This window comes from Rhizobium sp. IBUN (assembly GCF_000510625.1).
In the GTDB taxonomy this organism is placed as follows: Bacteria; Pseudomonadota; Alphaproteobacteria; order Rhizobiales; family Rhizobiaceae; genus Rhizobium; species Rhizobium altiplani.
Window position 1 is genome coordinate 22,965 of record NZ_AZNV01000004.1, and the last position, 15,668, is coordinate 38,632.

A 15,668-nucleotide genomic window follows, 5' to 3' on the forward strand; every position below is an offset into this window, starting at 1 on the left:
CCTACCCCCCAAGAGCAATCGCAATGCCGACCAGCGCGAGGCCTAGGCACGTCATCGTTACGCCTGCGTTGAGCGGCTTTGCGTCCGAAAAATGCGCCCAGGCACAGCCTGTCAGGAAGAGCAGGGCAATCAGTAGAAAATTGCTGGTTCTCAGCGCAAGGTCCGCACTGCTGATCATGAAGAAGGGGATAACCGCAGGCAGCGATGTCGCCGATACCAGGAGAAAGACGATGAAGGCGGCGAGAAAATCATCTCTCGATAGACGAGTGTTGGCAGGGCTTCCTCGCCGCGCGAGGCCGAGCATGGCCTGGTAGAGTGCCTCTTCATCCGCTGCCGCGGAAACCAGCGGTTCGCCGTCGATCGGAAATTCCTTCCGGAGCGCAGCAATGGCGTCCCGCTCGTTTTGAGCGGCTCTGACCTGCCGAAAGACGCGTCCGCGCCGGCTCTTGTAGAATACCACGCCCAAGACGAACAGCACGGCGTCGATGATGCCCCATGCGACGTTGCAGCCGATGGTCGCGACGATCAGCTCGCGGACGTCAAGGCCCCCTTCGGTGAAGATGAGCCGTGAGCCGACGGTAAATGTCAGCGCCATGATCAGTCCGAAGAGGACTTCGCCGAGGGCATCACCCGGGTCGATTACATCCGCGATCTGTGGCCTGCCGGATGCCATGAAATGCCTGCTCCTTCGCGGCTGCTGAATTCCTCATATGGAACGATCCACGACTTCAACGAGGCAGCGCGGACGCAAAACTAATGATGAGGATCCCCGAGATCCGTCGCTGTATTGTCTCCGTGGCAAGCGAGACATTGAGCGCTCTTTTCGAGTCCTACGACCTGGGGGTCGACGCCTTGGAGCGCTTCCTCGGCCAGCTCGACGGATGAGCGGCGCATCCTTGAATCTGAACGGCTTTGCTCGAACCTCGAGGCGGAGGTGGTGGTGTACTGCAATGAGCGATACGGCCAGGAGATTCGTTCGCAATATGCTTCAATCGCCTTCATCGCCACGGGCTCCGATGCCTTGAGAATACGTCCTGGCGAGTGCTGTGCGCTTCCATGCCGTCGTGGCGCACCGTGGCATCGCGTGCTCCATTGGCGCGGAGGCCAAGCTTCTCCCCGCATACCCCACAAAGCGCAGGACGTTCGCAAACCCTGTCGGCGGGTATCGCGCGCTTTCCGCTCCGAATTATTCGACGGGCGGCTCCCAGGTCAGGTAGAAGCCGACGTCGCCGGGGATGCCCCCCGGAAAATTGATGATCGCCGCCTTCAGCCCATAGCCCTGGGGCTTGGCCGCCGTCTCGAAGAGATCGTAAAGTTCCCTTGCCTTGCCCTGGAGGGTGTTCTGCCAGCCGGGCAGGTTGTTGTTGATGTGTCGACCGCTATCCGAGCAGAGGCTCGACGGGAAGCTGTAGACCATCGCTTCGTATTTTCCGTCCGCGGCAGCTTTCATCACCAGCCGTTTGATGACCGCCCGCTCTGTCTCGCCGATATGCTTCTGGAAAAAATCCTCGACGAACTCTGCATGTTTCGTCGCCTCGCGGGCCTTTATCTTGTCGTCGCGTTCCATCTCCGCAAGCTGAAGTTCAAGGGCACGCTTGCGCAGATCTTCGGCACTGGTCATCGACTGAGGGGTCGTCTCGTTTGCAGTCATCGCCATGTCCTCCGAGTTTTCCAAAGGATAAGATGAGTAAGAGCGTCAAGGCAGTAAAATACACAGGGGATGAGGTAGTATACGGTATATTACGCCGTGGGCCACTGGCTGATCTTGTTCCCAGTGCATGTGCTCGGCAGACAGAGTTGAAACGGCCCCTGGGGGGAAGCCACCAAGTGCGGCATGGACGTTTGGTGATCGAAGGGGCGTCGACCGCATATTAATTAGTAATCTGTAATAAATTCCGCAGTCGCCGTTCAGGAAATGTTGCTGGCGGTCCCTGGAACATTTAGCGCAGTCGCAGGTTGCTTCTGGAAATTAGGAGCGAAGCGATGCTAATTCTTGAAGAAGTTCTCCTCGTTTCTGCCGATCGGGTGGCGTGCTGTCGCGGTCAGCTCGAACTGGATCTCGACCAAATGATCCTGCAACTCGAACGGTCGGGCTTCTCCCGCAAGGAGATCCTGGTCGCCATGAGCGAAATGATCAGCGAAGAATTCTCGGCGCTTCCCGACATGCCGAAATTCCATTGAAACCGGCTATCACCTTGCACGTCCGATATGGTGAGGCTTCGCTCATTGCGCTATGACATCGCGATGAGCGAGACGTTTCTGATCACCGGCCCGGACAATCCCCCAGCCACCATCCTGCTTGCCCACGGTGCCGGCGCACCGATGGACTCGAAGTCCATGACGGCGGCTTCCGAGGCGCTTGTCGGTAAAGGCTTCCGGATCGCGCGCTTCGAGTTCGCCTACATGGCGGCGCGGCGGACGTCGGATGCAAGAAAACCGCCGCCGAAAGCCGAGACCCTCATCCCCGAATACATGGAGGCGGTAAAGGAGGTCGCGAGCAGCGGGCCGCTCATCATCGGCGGCAAATCCATGGGCGGACGAGTGGCCAGCATAATTGCCGACGAGCTATATGACCAAGGCGCGATCTGTGGATTGTTGTGCCTTGGCTATCCTTTTCATCCACCCGGCAAGCCGCAACAGCTGCGCACCGCGCATCTGAGAAACCTGCGTTCACCGACGCTTATCTGCCAGGGGACGCGCGACGAATTCGGTACGCGCGAGGAGGTCGAGACCTATCCGCTTTCCCCCGCAATATCATTGCGTTGGCTCGAGGATGGCGACCACGATCTCGCGCCGCGCAAGAAGATATCCGGCTTCTCCGTCGCCGATCATCTCGCCACGATGGCAGCGAGCGTCAAGGCTTGGGCAGACGAAAACTGCCTTCGCTAGGACCGGGTGCGAACGTCAATTCGACTTGACGCATGCAAATGCTTTATGCATGTTCGCCTGCAAGATGTGACGTGCATTTCTACGATCCTTTCTCGCATGTTTGGGGGCAAGCATGACGAAGTGCGTAGCATGTTCAGGGCTCTTCTCATCCATTCTCGCCGCAGCGCTTGCGATGAGTAGTGCCGCCTTCGCCGCCGATCTCGTGATCGCGATGCCGAACTGGCCTTCCGGGCAGGCGACGGCGAATATTCTCAAGGTCAGCATTGCCAAGGAATTCGGGCTCAATGCCGATGTGCAGGAGCTCGGGACGCTACTTGCGTTCAATGGCATGGAGAAAGGCACGGTGGACATCCAGCCGGAGGTCTGGCAGCCGAACCTCGAAGATGTCATCAAAACCTTTGTCACGGAAAAGGGTGCCGTGGTTCTCGCCAAGCATGGCGTGCCGGCATGGCAGGGCATCTGCGCGACTCCGGCTGCCGCCGAAAAGGGGCTGAAGTCGATCGCGGATCTCAGCGATCCGGAGAAAACAAAGATTCTCGACACTGATGGTGACGGCAAGGGCGAGCTGTGGCTCGGCGCGCCGACCTGGGCTTCGACGGGGATCGAGCGGGTGCGGGCAAACACCTACGGCTACGCCAAGAACCTGACGCTGGTCGAGTCGGAAGAAGAAGTCGCCATGGCGGGGCTGGATATCGCGATCGCAACAAACCAGCCGCTTGTCTTTGCCTGCTACGCGCCGCACTTCATCTTTGACCTGCACAGGATCGTCCGCCTTACCGAGCCGCCGCATGATGCCAGCAAGTGGAAGCTCGTCGGTCCCAGTGATCCGCTCTGGGTCACCAAGTCCTCCGCATCGACGGCCTGGGATACAGCCAACTTCCGCATCGGATACGGCGCCGCTTTCGCCAAGAAACGCCCCGAGATCGCGGCGTTTCTGGAAAAAGTCGATCTGACGCCGGAGGAGGCGACGGCGATGAGCTATGCGCTTGAAGTCGACCGCATACCGCCGCTCGACTACGCGAAAAAATGGGTCGCCGACAACGCAAAGCGCGTGGATGGGTGGGCTAAGCAATGACGGCACGCTGCAAATTTCCGGTGAAGAGGAAAGAGGCCATCCGGCCGCGCAAGCTGACTTTGGCTCTGCTTGCTGCGGCAGCCTGCCTCGGCCCCCTGGCTGCCTGGGCTCAGACACAGATCTATGACTCCAAGACGCACACTTGGGTCGACTACGACAAGAAGAAGGCTCGCCAGTACTACGCGCGCAACAACCAACCGCCTGAAGCATTCCGGATGCAGACCGTGACCTTCAGGACCGCGGAGCCGCCAGGAACGATCATCATCGACGGCAACCAGCATTTCCTCTACCTCACCCAGCCTGGCGGGCAGGCAATCCGCTACGGTATCGGCGTCGGGCGCGAAGGCTTCGGTTGGGCCGGGATCGTGCGTGTGGGCCGGACAGCGGAATGGCCGACCTGGACACCACCGGCCGAAATGGTGGCGCGTGACCCGAACGCGGCCAAGTGGGCAGCCGGGATGCCGGGCGGACCGGAAAATCCATTGGGTGCCCGGGCGCTCTACCTCTACGAAGGCGACCAGGACACCATCTATCGCATCCATGGGACGGCGGAACCTTGGACCATTGGTCTCGACGTTTCCTCCGGCTGCATCCGTATGAACAATAACGACATCGTCGACCTCGCCTCGCGGATCAAGATTGGCGCCAAGGTCATCGTGCTGATGCAGGGGGCGGCGCTCTACAAGGGCGTCTGACAATAGGTCCGGCACAAGCGCCGGAAATGGAGAAAACAACGCTAGTCGGGGGACAGGATCTTGGGGCAGAGAATCGCGAGGGGAATTTCGATCGGCTGGGCGATAACGGCAATGGCGAGCGCGGCGTTGCTTGGCGCCTGCACGCCGCCGACGCCGCCAGCGCCTGACAGCATGGCCCGCACCACGTTGCAGACTGCACCGGCGGATCTCCAGCTACTCTGCGCCAATTCGGCGGCCGGAATTGCCGGCGCGAACGCCAAGGTACTGCCCACGGCCTCCCGTCAACTGCCCGACGGCACCTTCGGCGTCGATCTCGATGCCGGCGGCAAGAAGTTCTCTTGCATCGTCGACAACAACGGCACAGTCCGGTCAGTGCAGCCGGCGCGGTCCGGCTGACGGCACGCCCCGCGAGGTCGGGCGTACCGCCATTATGCTCAAACGGCGGTCAGTTCGATCTTGACGGCAGGGAGCCGGCTGCAGTTCGCCTGTACGCTGATCGCGCCGGTCAGTCCTGTCGCTTCCAACCAGAAGCCGGCCGTGCCGCCCTGTAGCGGAATCGATGCCGGCCCGACAATCTTCGCCGGTCCGTCGACGTGCAGGGTGACATTGTCATTCATGAAGGGCAGGCGCTGTCCCTGCTGATCGAGCGCGCGGATGATGACGCGGGTCGTGTCGCGCTCCCGGGCCTTTAAGGTCGGGCTGTCGGCAACGACCTGCAGCGTTGTCGGCAGCGGGTCGGCCGCGAGCGTCAACCTGGCAACCGGCTCGCCCGCAATGTAGCCGGTGAATTCGCCATCGATCCATTCAAGCCCCCACGTGCCAAGCTCGTCCGGCGTGAAATGGCGGTGGTCGAGAACGACAGGCGGATGCGGCAGGTGCGGATAGTTCTCGCGGTCCGGGCCGATCCGCTTCGTCACCGCGCCGTATCGCAATTCGACCTCATCGCAGTTGGTCAGGATGATCAACGGCAAAACGCCGCCGATGTTGCGCTCGCCGCGAGCCCAGAAGGTGACGGGCTTCATGACGACCTCTTCGGAAGGATCGCATTGGCTCGCGTAGACATAGGCGGCAAACTTCGGCTCGCGGAACATGTCCATGACGCCGTGGTAGCAGATGCGGTCGCCGGAGCCGAAGTCCTTGTGGGTGTTGTAGTCGAACATGCACCAGCCGATCGCACCCGCGATATCAGGATCGCCATAGGCTGCGTTCAGCACCTCGAGATGTCGGCGGACATGCTCGGCTTGGCGAGCCTCCTGGTCGTAGATCTTGGTGGGATACATGTGGCCACCAAACTCGGTGATCATGTAGGGCACCTTGTACGACAGACCGGTGGATTCCTGCTGTGGACGAAGCGCCGTGCGCGGGCGGTTGTTGCCGGGCAGTTCCTCGTTGCCGAGGATGAAGTCGTTCATCGTGTAGACGTCTTCGAGCAGTTCGCTGTCGGTTATGTAGCGGACGCCGCCGGTCTGCCGCGTACGGTCCAGTTCACGGGCAAGTTGGTTGGTCTCGACATAGAAATCGTGGCTGTCCTGTGATTCGTTGATGCGAACGCCCCAGATGATGATCGAGGGATGGTTCCAGTCGCGCTCAATCATGCGCCGCACGTTGCGGATCGATTCCTGCTGCCATTCGACGTCGCCGATATGCTGCCAGCCTGGGATTTCCTCGAAGACCAGAAGACCAATGCGATCGCACCGATCGAGGAACCACTTCGATTGCGGATAGTGCGACGTGCGGACGATATTGCACTTCAGCACGGATTTCATGATATCGGCGTCGCGTTCCTGGGCCGATCTGCCAGCGGCATAGCCGACATAGGGGAAAGCCTGGTGGCGATTGAGACCGCGTAGCTTTAGCGGCCGGCCATTGAGAAGAAAGCCTTCGATCGTGAACTCGGCGGTGCGGAAGCCGAAGTGCGACGAGACGCGGTCGGAACCGTGACTTGTCTTCAGTTCGACGGTGACTTCGTAAAGCGCCGGATTGTCGATATCCCAGAGCGATATACCGGTCAGCTCATTGAAAGAGAGCGTAACATCTTCACCGGTCGTTTCCGCGGAAGCCGTGGCGAGCACGCGCCCATCCTCATCCTTCAGGGATGCGGATACCGAGCCCAGGAAGGTGAGTTGTTGCAGATTGGCAAGATCGACACGCACGCTTGCCGACTTTTCCTCCGCCAACACATTGTGGGTTTCGATCTTCAGGTTGGCGATGGAAACCGGGTCCGTGACCTTCAGCCAGACGTCACGGTAAATGCCGGCATAGGTCAGGTAGTCGATGCGGCCGCCGAAGGGCGGGATTTCAGGGTTTTCGCTGCCGTCGATTTTCACGGTAATCAGATTGTCGCCGACCACCAGGCTGCCGGTGAGGCGCGCCTCGAACGGTGTGTAGCCATCCTTGTGCGCGATGATCTCTTCGCCGTTCAAATAGACGACGGCATCGGCCATGGCGGCGTCGAAGACAAGCGAGACCTCACGGCCCTCGAATTCCGGCATCCAGCGCAGGATCTTTTGGTAGGTGAACGCCCGCTGGTAGCTTGTCTCGTCGAAGTAGTTGAACGGCAGTTCAACGGCCGTGTGTGGCAGGCTGACGGTCGCTGAGCCATCGAAGCTCTCGAGCAGGCGCTGGCCGAAACCCTCGTGGAAACTCCAGCTCTCGTTGAAAGAGACGACGGAACGCATCTCAGGCTCCCATGTAAAAGGCGTTGCGAACAGATTGGCGCTGCTGAAGGGCGCGTGGAAACTCAAGCATCGATGGATCTTTCTGGATTGGGGATGGCTGACTGGTAGTCAGAGCTGACGTCCTAGTGGCGCGCGATGCTATCCTATGGATATTGGGCGCCGTTGGTCGTGGTGTAAATCGAATAGAGCGATTGGGTGGCGGTGATGAACAGTCGGTTCTTCTTTACGCCGCCGAAGGCGATATTCGAGACCGTCTGCGGCACCTTGATCTTGCCGAGGAGCGTGCCGTCGGGCGCGAAGCAGTGAACGCCATCGGCAGCGCTGGTCCAGAGATTGCCGCTGACATCGAAACGGAATCCATCCGGCACGCCTCTGTCTATCGAGCAGAAATACCGGCTGTTCGCGAGCCTTTTGCCGTCCACGATGTCGAAAACGCGGATGTGGCGGGGGACATCATGGTTTCGGGAGCCGGAATCGGCAATGTAGAGCTGCTTCTCATCCGGCGCGAAGGCTAGGCCGTTGGGCTGAATGAAATCCGTGGCAACAGCTTCGATTTCGCCAGTCGATGCGTCGATGCGGTAGACGTTGCGGGTTTCCTGTTCGGGCTCGGACTTATGGCCCTCGTAGTCGGACATGATGCCGTAGGTCGGGTCGGTGAACCAGATCGAGCCGTCCGATTTCACGACGACGTCGTTCGGAGAGTTCAGGCGTTTGCCTTTGTAGCTGTCGGCCAGCACCGTGATGCGGCCGTCGAATTCAGTGCGAGTCACGCGGCGGCCGCCGTGCTCGCAGGAAACCAACCGGCCCTGGCGGTCGCGGGTGTTGCCGTTGACGTAATTCGAGGGAGAGCGGAAAACTGAAACGCTACCGTCGGGCACCCAGCGCATCATCCGCTCATTGGGAATATCACTCCAGATCAGGCAATTGAGGTCCGAGAACCAGACGGGACCCTCTGCCCAACGACAGCCGCTATAAAGTTCTTCCAGCCGGGCGCTACCGGCGATCAAGCCACGGAAACGGTCGTCACGAATGTCATAGAGCGCATCTTCTGACACGGGTCAGCTCCTCCCAAAGCGATGTGACGATCTTCGTAAACGTAAACGGTCATGTGTTCCAGAGCCCGGCGCCGGCAAAAGCGCCGGGCTCTGCATTTTTTAGAGGGCTGTGTCCGGATGCGGCGAGCCGTCATAGGCGCCCCAGATCGACTGGTCGAAGCAGATCACGGACCCAGTCATGAGGCCTGATTCCGGGGAGGAAAGATAGGCGCAGGCACGCGCCACTTCCTCGGGATCGACGAGGCGGCCGAACGGCTGGGCCGCGGCCGCCTTTTCCAGCCAATCAGCCGGTGCGTCGTGATATTCCCGCTGAATGCGGTCCTCGCCCTCGGAGGCCATCCAGCCGATATTGAGGCCGTTGACGCGGATGCGGTTGCGTAGAAGCGCGTAGGCGGTGTTCTTTGTCAGGGTTTCCAGTGCACCTTTCGAGGCGCAATAGGCGGCAATGAAGGGCTGCCCTGCCTTGGCCGACATGGAGCCGATATTGACGATGGTGCCCTCGATTTTTTCGCGCCGCATCACTTTCACTGTCTCCTGCATCAGGAAGAACGGGGCACGGACATTGACGGCGAACATGGCGTCGAAGAGCTCCGGACTGGTGTTCAAAATTGTGCCGCGGTCGGTGATGGCGGCCGCATTCACCAGGGCATCCACGCGACCGAATGTCTCGTCGCAGACTTGAACGACGTTTCTGGCATCCTCGACCTGGCCAAGGTCGGCCTTCACATAAACGACCTTGGCCCCGGTGGCGGCAGCGATCTCATAGGCCTTGGCCTTTCCCTTCTGCTCGTTGCGGCCGCAGATGACAAGGCCCTTGGCGCCGCGCTCGGCAAAGAGGCGGGCGATCGTTGCCCCGAGTCCCTGAGTGCCGCCGGTTACGATGGCGATCTTGCCGTCGAGGCGGCTGTGGTTTGTTGTCATGTACTCCTCCTTTGAATGATGGCCTATGTGCCGAAAGCTCCCGGCACCAAGGCGCCGGGAGCTGATTTCGTCAATGCGGATGCGTCAGCTTAGTCGCCGCTCGCTCTGTTGCGCCAGTGCCGAGAGGAACCGCGCGTCATCCCAATCCTCCCGCAGCGCCTCGTGCATCAGCTGCGCTTGCGTCTTCGGCGCGAGGCCACCAAGCGGTGGGTCGCGGTCGAGGTTGGTCGGGAACGAGTAGCCCTCGGCGCAGGCGGCAACGGCATAGCCGATCTCGATTTCGGACAGCTTGCCCCTCATGGCCTTCAAAGCCGGGAACAGCTTGGCGCTCATGCGCTCGCGGTTCACGGTCTCCATTGCTCGCCCGAATGCCGAGGAGACCTGCAGCAGATTAGCGACGCGCTTGATGTCGGTCGAGCGGTTCGTACCAGCCGCGTGGAACAGCGCCGGATTGAAGAACACCACGTCGCCCTTTTCGAGCGGCAGCTGGACATGATGCGTCTCGAAATAGTCCTTGAACTCCTGGCGCTTGAGCGCGAGGTAGCCCGGCTCATAGGTCTGGCTGTGCGGCAGGAAGAGGGTTGGACCGCTTTCGAGCGGCATGTCGCAATGAGCGATCGCGCCCTGCAGCGTCAGCACTGGCGAGAGCCGGTGCACATGCGCCGGGAACTGCTCGATCACCTTGGAAGACTGGAAGCCGAGATGGTAGTCGCGGTGCGCGGACTGTGCCGCGCCACCCGGATTGACCCGGTTGACCTGGGCGGTCATTTGATAGGTTGGGCCCAGCCAGGCTTCGCTTGCGATCGCGACGATGGGGTTTGCGTAGTACTCGGCGAAGTTCTCGGGATCGGCGAGGCAGTGCTTTTCCAGCGAGTTCCAGATGCGGTCATTGGCACCCGGCTTAGCAAAGTGATCGCCGCCGCCGCTCGCGGTTCGGTGTTGCTCCTCGATGATCTCGCTGAATATTGCGCTGGCGCGGTCGATGACGCCGGGATCCCTGTAGGCGCGCTTGAAAACGACGACGCCCGGGCCGTCGCCAAAGGCTTCGCAGATCTCGGCGAGAACCGCTCTGCGGCCTTCGGGGCTGGCGATCGCTGCAGCGACCTTGGGGCTATCATAAATCAGAATGTTCTTTTCGACGGCGTCGGCCGTCGGATAGTCGGCGAGAGCCGTTGTCTTTTCGGCTAGCTTGCGGAAGTCGCCGAGATCGCAAGCATCCTCGGTCAGCCAGACGCGATCGGCGCGCAATTTCTGAAGGTTGTCGGTTTTCATCAGGTGCTCCTCCCTTTCCGATGAGGGCACTATACGCCGCCGACTGGTGTGTTATAGATCAGGAACCCATCAAAAAACCATCAAGACGGATTGTGTGGCACACCGGTTTCTCGTCAAGGATATCGCCTTCCAGGCCGGGCTGAGCACAGCGACGGTGGATCGCGTTCTCAATGGCAGGAGTGGCGTCAGGCATCAGACGATGATGCGGGTGCAGGCTGCGATCGCAGAGCTGGAAAAGCAGCAGATCGGCGGCGAGGTGAGCGGGCGGAAGCTCGCCATCGATGTCGTGATGGAAACGCCGGACCGCTTCAGCACCGCCGTTCGCGATGCCTTTGAGGCGGAGGTCGCCACCTTTCTGCCGACGGTGTTCCGGTGCCGCTTCCATTTCGCCGAGGTGATGAAGCAGGCAGAGCTGGTGCAGTTGCTCGACCGGATCCGGCTGCGCGGCACGAACGGCATCGTCTTGAAAGCACCGGATGTTCCGGAGGTCACGGCTGCGGTTTCCCGCGCAACGGACGCCGGCATTCCGGTAGTCACTTTGGTGACGGACCTGCCGAATTCCTCCCGCAGTGCTTACGCGGGCGCTGATAATCGAGCGGCCGGTGAGACTGCAGCCTATCTTATTGGCGAGCATTTCGGCGACGCGCCTGGGCGGGTTCTCGTCACGCTCTCCAGCGGTCGATTTCGCGGTGAGGAGGAGCGTGAGATGGGCTTTCGCCGCGTGCTGCGCGAACGCTATCCCCAGATTGGGATGACCGAAATCAGCGAAGGCCACGGAACGGATGCGGCGACGGGCACGCTGGCCGCTCGTGCAATCGCGGCGGATCCGGCGATCAACGCGGTCTATTCCATCGGCGGCGGAAACCAGGCGGTGCTGGCCGCTTTCGAGGCGGCGAAGCGGCCGATCCGCGTGTTCGTCGCGCATGATCTCGATGCGGACAATCGCGCGCTGCTTGCTGACCGCAAGATCGGCTTCGTCTTGCACCACGATCTGCGCACGGATGCCCGCTCGGCCTTTCGCGCCGTCATGGGCCGTTCTGTCAGGGGCGGAATTGCGCCTCCGGCATTGTCGTCGCTGGAGATTGTTACACCTTACAACATGCCTGCTACGGATTGAGGTTTGCCTTTCCCTTAGCGGTAAAATCGCGATAGTGCTTTCGCAGGGGCGAGGGAAACGGCATGGAATACAGCGATATAGGGACAGTTGCGGCGTGGCTGACGGAGCAGGGGCTCAAGGGCGCGTCGGAGGCCGAACTGTTGACCGGCTTCTGCGACGCCTGCCGCGAACGTGGCTTGCCGCTCGATCGCGGCATGGCTCTGATGGACACACTGCATCCCGTACACGAAGGCCGGGCGTTCCGTTGGGACAGCCAGGAGGAGATCGAGACCGAATTCGAGTATGGCTCCACCAGCGAAGGACCGGCATTGGAGAGCTGGCAACGTTCCGCCTTCTACTATCTGTGGGCGGGAGAGGAGAACGAGGTCAGACGGCGCATCGGTTTTGGCGATCCGGCCGACTTCGCCATGCTCGACACGATGCAGGCGCAGGGCCACACCGATTTCGTCGCGATGGTCCACCGGTTTGCCAAGGCCGGCACGATCGGCGAGATGGATTGCTTCTTCTCTCATTTCGCGACCCGCCATCCCGAGGGATTTTCTGATCACGATCTTATCATTCTGCGGAAGCTGGTGCCGGTGTTGGCCCTTGCGATCAAGTGTATCGCGCTGGCGCGTATCGCGAGGACCATCGCGGAGGTTTATCTTGGCGATGACGCCGCGCGGCAGGTATTGGAAGGCAAAATCACCCGAGGCAAGTCGGAGCGGATCTCGGCGGCTCTCTGGTTCTCGGATCTTCTGAACTATACGAAAATATCCGACACCGCGCCGCCGGAAGAAATCCTGCCGATGCTGAACGCCTATAGCGATGTGGTCATTTCCGCGATCCATGAGGCCGGTGGCGATGTGTTGAAGCTGATCGGCGACGGTGTCCTGGCGATCTTCAAGGCGGACGAGCCTGCCGATGCCTGTGCTGCGTCGCTGCAAGCCGAACGATTGCTGCGGCAGAAGCTGAAGGCGTTGAACGATGAGCGCGCGCTGGAAGAACGGCCGACGACCGAGGTCTATATCGGCCTGCACATCGGTGATGTCTTCTATGGCAATATCGGCAGCCGCGAGCGACTGGACTTTACCGTCATCGGCCCCGCCGTCAACGAAGTCAGCCGGATTGCCTCGATGTGCCGATCGGTCGATCTCAACGTGCTGATGTCGTCGGAGTTTGCGGCGACGATCCCGGCGAACGAACGCGGCGCGCTGGCCTGCATCGGCCGTTACGCGCTCCGTGGCGTCAAGCGCGCGCAGGAGCTTTATACGCTCGACACGGCGCGAATCGAGATCTGACGCTTTCTGTCCGTGCGCAGTCAGAAGAAATTTCACGGCGTTGTCGCCTTCTGCCGATAGAGGATTATATCGGTCGAAGAGGCGGGTTGCCTCGTAGATCGGGCGAAGCGGCGACAGCCCGCTTTCTCTCATCCAAACAGGAGGACGGCATGCAGATCAATCGTACAGGTTCAGCGCAGTGGTCCGGTGGACTGAAGGACGGCAAGGGGCAGATCTCCACGCAGAGTGGCGCGCTCAAACACTATCCCTACGGTTTTTCGAGCCGTTTCGAAGGCATCCCAGGGACAAATCCGGAGGAACTGATCGGGGCGGCGCATGCCGGCTGCTTCACGATGGCCTTGTCGCTGATCCTTGAGGAGGCGGGTCTCAAGGCGACCGATATGGAAACGACGGCAAAGGTGACGCTCGAGAGCGTAGAGAGCGGCTTTGCCATCACGGCGATCCATCTCACGCTGACCGGCACGGTTCCGAACGCCGATGAAAGGACATTCATCGAGCTCGCCAACAAGGCCAAGGCCGGATGCCCTGTCTCCAAGGCCCTTTCGGCTGTCCCGATCTCGCTCGACGTCAAGCTCGCCTGAGCCTTGAGGTGAGACCGAGTGCCGCACCGAGGTGTCGGCACTTCGTCACCTGTCCATCTTTCCAAGCTTCGATCGACTGAATCTATTCGCCCTGCGGCCCAAGCCGTCGGGCCGATTTTCCGTGCTCGCCACGCGCGCAGATAAGCGGGAACGGCGAGAGTTGGCAGATGCCCATCCTATTTACACCAGATCGGCCGTGAGTCTCAGATGTGGCCAAACCTTGACAAATTACGAATGATGTCTTACGACTGACGAAATTCAAAAATCGTCAGCCGTAAGTGAGTGCGCAAAATTGATTAACGATGCTGCGGAAAACACGATCGAAATAACCCGCCAGGAGAATGTGACCCGCATTCTCGACGCTGCCGAGCGGCTTTTCCGTCATTACGGGTATTCGAAGACGACGGTGGCAGACATCGCTCGTGATCTCGGCATGTCGCCGGCCAACGTCTATCGCTTCTTCGCCTCGAAGGTGGAGATCCACCAGGCGATCTGTGGCCGTATGCTGGTTCACAGCTACCAGATGGCGTACGACGTCTGCCACCTGCCGATCAGCGCTTCCGACCGGCTGCGACGTTTTGTGCAGGGCCAGTATCAGATTACGGTCGACACCATGCTCGATCAGGAAAAAGTGCATGAGATGGTCATCGTCGCCATCGAGCGCGACTGGCACGTCATCGAAAGGCATATCGACAGTATTCATGAATTGCTCGCCGATGTGATCCGTGAGGGGATCGCTGCCGGCGAGTTTGCCGAGCAGGACGCGGATGTCGCGTCCCGCTGTTTCGGGGCTGCAACAATCAGCCTCTGTCATCCGCAGATGGTGGCGCAATGTCTTGCCAAGACAAACCGCGCCACCGTCGACGAACTGGTCGAGTTCTCGATCAGGGCGCTAAAGAAATAATTCGCGGCAAGGGCCGCAAATCAACCGATAGCCGATATCAGGAGTGCGAAAGATGATTTCGCTGAAGAGAGTTCAGTTGCCGTCCGTAGTCAGTCTCGCCCTCCTCGGCGCCGTTGCACTTGCCGTATCCGGATGCAGCGACGAGAAGAAAGCCGAGACGAAAGAGGTCGTCCGGCCGGTAAAGGTCGTGGAGATTGCCGAGGCCGGCGATACCCGCGCGCTGGACTATTCCGGTGCAGTGAAGGCTCGTGTCGAGATGAACCTCGGCTTCCGGGTCGCCGGCAAGATCACCGACCGCCGTGTCAACATCGGCGATCGCGTCAAGCCGGGCGATCTGCTCGCCCAAATCGACCCGACGGACTATCAATTGGCGGTCAAGACCGCCGAGGCGAACCTCGCCGCCGCCGAAAAGGGCGTGGCAACCGCTGATCTCGCCAACAAACGCGCGCAGCAACTGTTCGACAAGAGTGTCACGGCGAAATCGCAGATGGAGCAGGCAGCCCTTAGCTATGATCAGGCCGTCTCGACGCGCGATGCCGCGGCGTCGTCGGTCGATCAGGCTAGGAACCAGGTCGCCTATACCGAGTTGAAGGCCGACCGTAGTGGCATCGTTACCTCGATCAGCGCCGACACAGGCGCGGTCGTCGCGGCTGGCACGCCTGTCGCGACCGTCGCGCTTGATGGCGAGAAGGAAGTGCAGATCGCCGTTCCGGAGAACGACATCGCGCAGTTCAAACCCGGCAAGACCGTCAAGGCCAGTTTCTGGTCGGACAACAAGCTCGTGCTCGATGGCAAGGTGCGTGAGGTTTCCGGCAGTGCCGATGCGCAGTCGCGCACCTTCTCGGTCCGCGTCAGCCTTCCGAACGACGATCGCGTTCTGCTCGGCATGACGGCGACGATCGAGGCCGCCGTTGGCAATGCCGAGACCAACGTCGCCATTCCGCTCAGCGCGCTCGCCGAGAAGGATGGCAAGAAGATCGTCTGGATCGTCGATCGCAATGCATCGACCGTCCATGCCCGCGAAATCAAGGTTGCGGACTTCACCGGCGCTGGCGTCCACGTCGCCGACGGCCTGAAAACCGGCGACCTCGTCGTCGCGGCCGGCACGCAGTTCATGGCCGAGAACCTGAAGGTCAAGCTGCCCGAACAGCAGTCGGCGCAGGCCGAAACCGGCGACGTCATCCGTTAAGGCCTGGTCAGG

General features: G+C 60.6%; 17 protein-coding genes. 11 read left to right on the forward strand and 6 right to left on the reverse strand.

Features of this window, described 5'->3' with window-relative positions:
- Position 1: 1 nt before the first annotated feature.
- Complete coding sequence (locus RHIBUN_RS0105785) at positions 2-673, reverse strand: VIT1/CCC1 transporter family protein (RefSeq protein WP_025658829.1); 672 nt, start codon at positions 671-673, stop codon at positions 2-4.
- A gap of 83 nt (positions 674-756) precedes the next feature.
- Here RHIBUN_RS0105785 and RHIBUN_RS37880 point away from each other — a divergent pair, with 83 nt between their 5' ends.
- Positions 757-885 carry a hypothetical protein gene (locus RHIBUN_RS37880; protein WP_280949565.1) on the forward strand — a complete coding sequence of 43 codons (129 nt, stop codon included), beginning with the start codon at positions 757-759 and terminating at the stop codon, positions 883-885.
- A 301-nt stretch (positions 886-1,186) separates the two neighbouring features.
- On the opposite strand, the gene RHIBUN_RS0105795 is transcribed toward RHIBUN_RS37880, so the two are convergent.
- Entirely contained in the window at positions 1,187-1,651 is a 465-nt protein-coding gene (locus RHIBUN_RS0105795) for a hypothetical protein (protein WP_025658830.1), read from the reverse strand.
- A 332-nt stretch (positions 1,652-1,983) separates the two neighbouring features.
- On the opposite strand from RHIBUN_RS0105795, the gene RHIBUN_RS0105800 reads away from it, so the two are divergent.
- From RHIBUN_RS0105800 to RHIBUN_RS0105825, 5 genes are all read left to right on the forward strand, one after another.
- A complete protein-coding gene (locus RHIBUN_RS0105800; RefSeq protein WP_018856458.1) occupies positions 1,984-2,181 on the forward strand; it encodes a hypothetical protein in 198 nt (65 codons plus the stop codon).
- 63 nt (positions 2,182-2,244) lie between these two features.
- Complete coding sequence (locus RHIBUN_RS0105805; protein ID WP_025658831.1) at positions 2,245-2,889, forward strand: alpha/beta family hydrolase; 645 nt, start codon at positions 2,245-2,247, stop codon at positions 2,887-2,889.
- Positions 2,890-3,001: 112 nt separating this feature from the next.
- Positions 3,002-3,964 carry a glycine betaine ABC transporter substrate-binding protein gene (locus tag RHIBUN_RS0105810; RefSeq protein WP_025658832.1) on the forward strand — a complete coding sequence of 321 codons (963 nt, stop codon included), beginning with the start codon at positions 3,002-3,004 and terminating at the stop codon, positions 3,962-3,964.
- Positions 3,961-4,659 carry a L,D-transpeptidase gene (locus tag RHIBUN_RS0105815; RefSeq protein ID WP_025658833.1) on the forward strand — a complete coding sequence of 233 codons (699 nt, stop codon included), beginning with the start codon at positions 3,961-3,963 and terminating at the stop codon, positions 4,657-4,659. Before RHIBUN_RS0105810 ends, RHIBUN_RS0105815 begins: the two co-directional genes overlap by 4 nt.
- 60 nt (positions 4,660-4,719) lie before the next feature.
- Positions 4,720-5,055 carry a hypothetical protein gene (locus tag RHIBUN_RS0105825; protein WP_100248211.1) on the forward strand — a complete coding sequence of 112 codons (336 nt, stop codon included), beginning with the start codon at positions 4,720-4,722 and terminating at the stop codon, positions 5,053-5,055.
- A gap of 38 nt (positions 5,056-5,093) precedes the next feature.
- On the opposite strand, the gene RHIBUN_RS0105830 is transcribed toward RHIBUN_RS0105825, so the two are convergent.
- From RHIBUN_RS0105830 to RHIBUN_RS0105845, 4 genes are all read right to left on the reverse strand, one after another.
- Positions 5,094-7,337 (reverse strand): glycoside hydrolase family 2 TIM barrel-domain containing protein, encoded by a 2,244-nt coding sequence (locus RHIBUN_RS0105830; RefSeq protein ID WP_025658834.1) that lies wholly within the window; start codon positions 7,335-7,337, stop codon positions 5,094-5,096.
- A 143-nt stretch (positions 7,338-7,480) separates the two neighbouring features.
- Complete coding sequence (locus RHIBUN_RS0105835; protein ID WP_025658835.1) at positions 7,481-8,392, reverse strand: SMP-30/gluconolactonase/LRE family protein; 912 nt, start codon at positions 8,390-8,392, stop codon at positions 7,481-7,483.
- A gap of 99 nt (positions 8,393-8,491) precedes the next feature.
- On the reverse strand, positions 8,492-9,313 hold the full coding sequence (locus RHIBUN_RS0105840) for an SDR family oxidoreductase (RefSeq protein ID WP_025658836.1): 822 nt from the start codon (positions 9,311-9,313) through the stop codon (positions 8,492-8,494).
- Between the two features lie 84 nt (positions 9,314-9,397).
- A complete protein-coding gene (locus tag RHIBUN_RS0105845; protein WP_025658837.1) occupies positions 9,398-10,585 on the reverse strand; it encodes a phytanoyl-CoA dioxygenase family protein in 1,188 nt (395 codons plus the stop codon).
- A 94-nt stretch (positions 10,586-10,679) separates the two neighbouring features.
- Between RHIBUN_RS0105845 and RHIBUN_RS0105850 the strand changes: the two genes are divergently transcribed.
- The 5 genes from RHIBUN_RS0105850 to RHIBUN_RS0105870 all read left to right on the forward strand — a co-directional run bounded on the left by RHIBUN_RS0105850 (position 10,680) and on the right by RHIBUN_RS0105870 (position 15,656).
- Positions 10,680-11,702: a LacI family DNA-binding transcriptional regulator gene (locus RHIBUN_RS0105850; protein WP_025658838.1), complete on the forward strand. Its 1,023-nt coding sequence runs from the start codon at positions 10,680-10,682 to the stop codon at positions 11,700-11,702.
- A gap of 62 nt (positions 11,703-11,764) precedes the next feature.
- On the forward strand, positions 11,765-12,982 hold the full coding sequence (locus tag RHIBUN_RS0105855; RefSeq protein ID WP_025658839.1) for an adenylate/guanylate cyclase domain-containing protein: 1,218 nt from the start codon (positions 11,765-11,767) through the stop codon (positions 12,980-12,982).
- 149 nt (positions 12,983-13,131) lie between these two features.
- The gene (locus RHIBUN_RS0105860) at positions 13,132-13,563 is read left to right on the forward strand and encodes an OsmC family protein (protein ID WP_018856470.1); all 432 of its coding nucleotides are present in this window, start codon (positions 13,132-13,134) and stop codon (positions 13,561-13,563) included.
- 295 nt (positions 13,564-13,858) lie between these two features.
- Positions 13,859-14,467, forward strand: a complete 609-nt coding sequence (locus tag RHIBUN_RS0105865; protein WP_025658840.1) for a TetR family transcriptional regulator — start codon at positions 13,859-13,861, stop codon at positions 14,465-14,467.
- Between the two features lie 52 nt (positions 14,468-14,519).
- Positions 14,520-15,656 carry an efflux RND transporter periplasmic adaptor subunit gene (locus tag RHIBUN_RS0105870; RefSeq protein ID WP_025658841.1) on the forward strand — a complete coding sequence of 379 codons (1,137 nt, stop codon included), beginning with the start codon at positions 14,520-14,522 and terminating at the stop codon, positions 15,654-15,656.
- Positions 15,657-15,668: the final 12 nt, after the last annotated feature.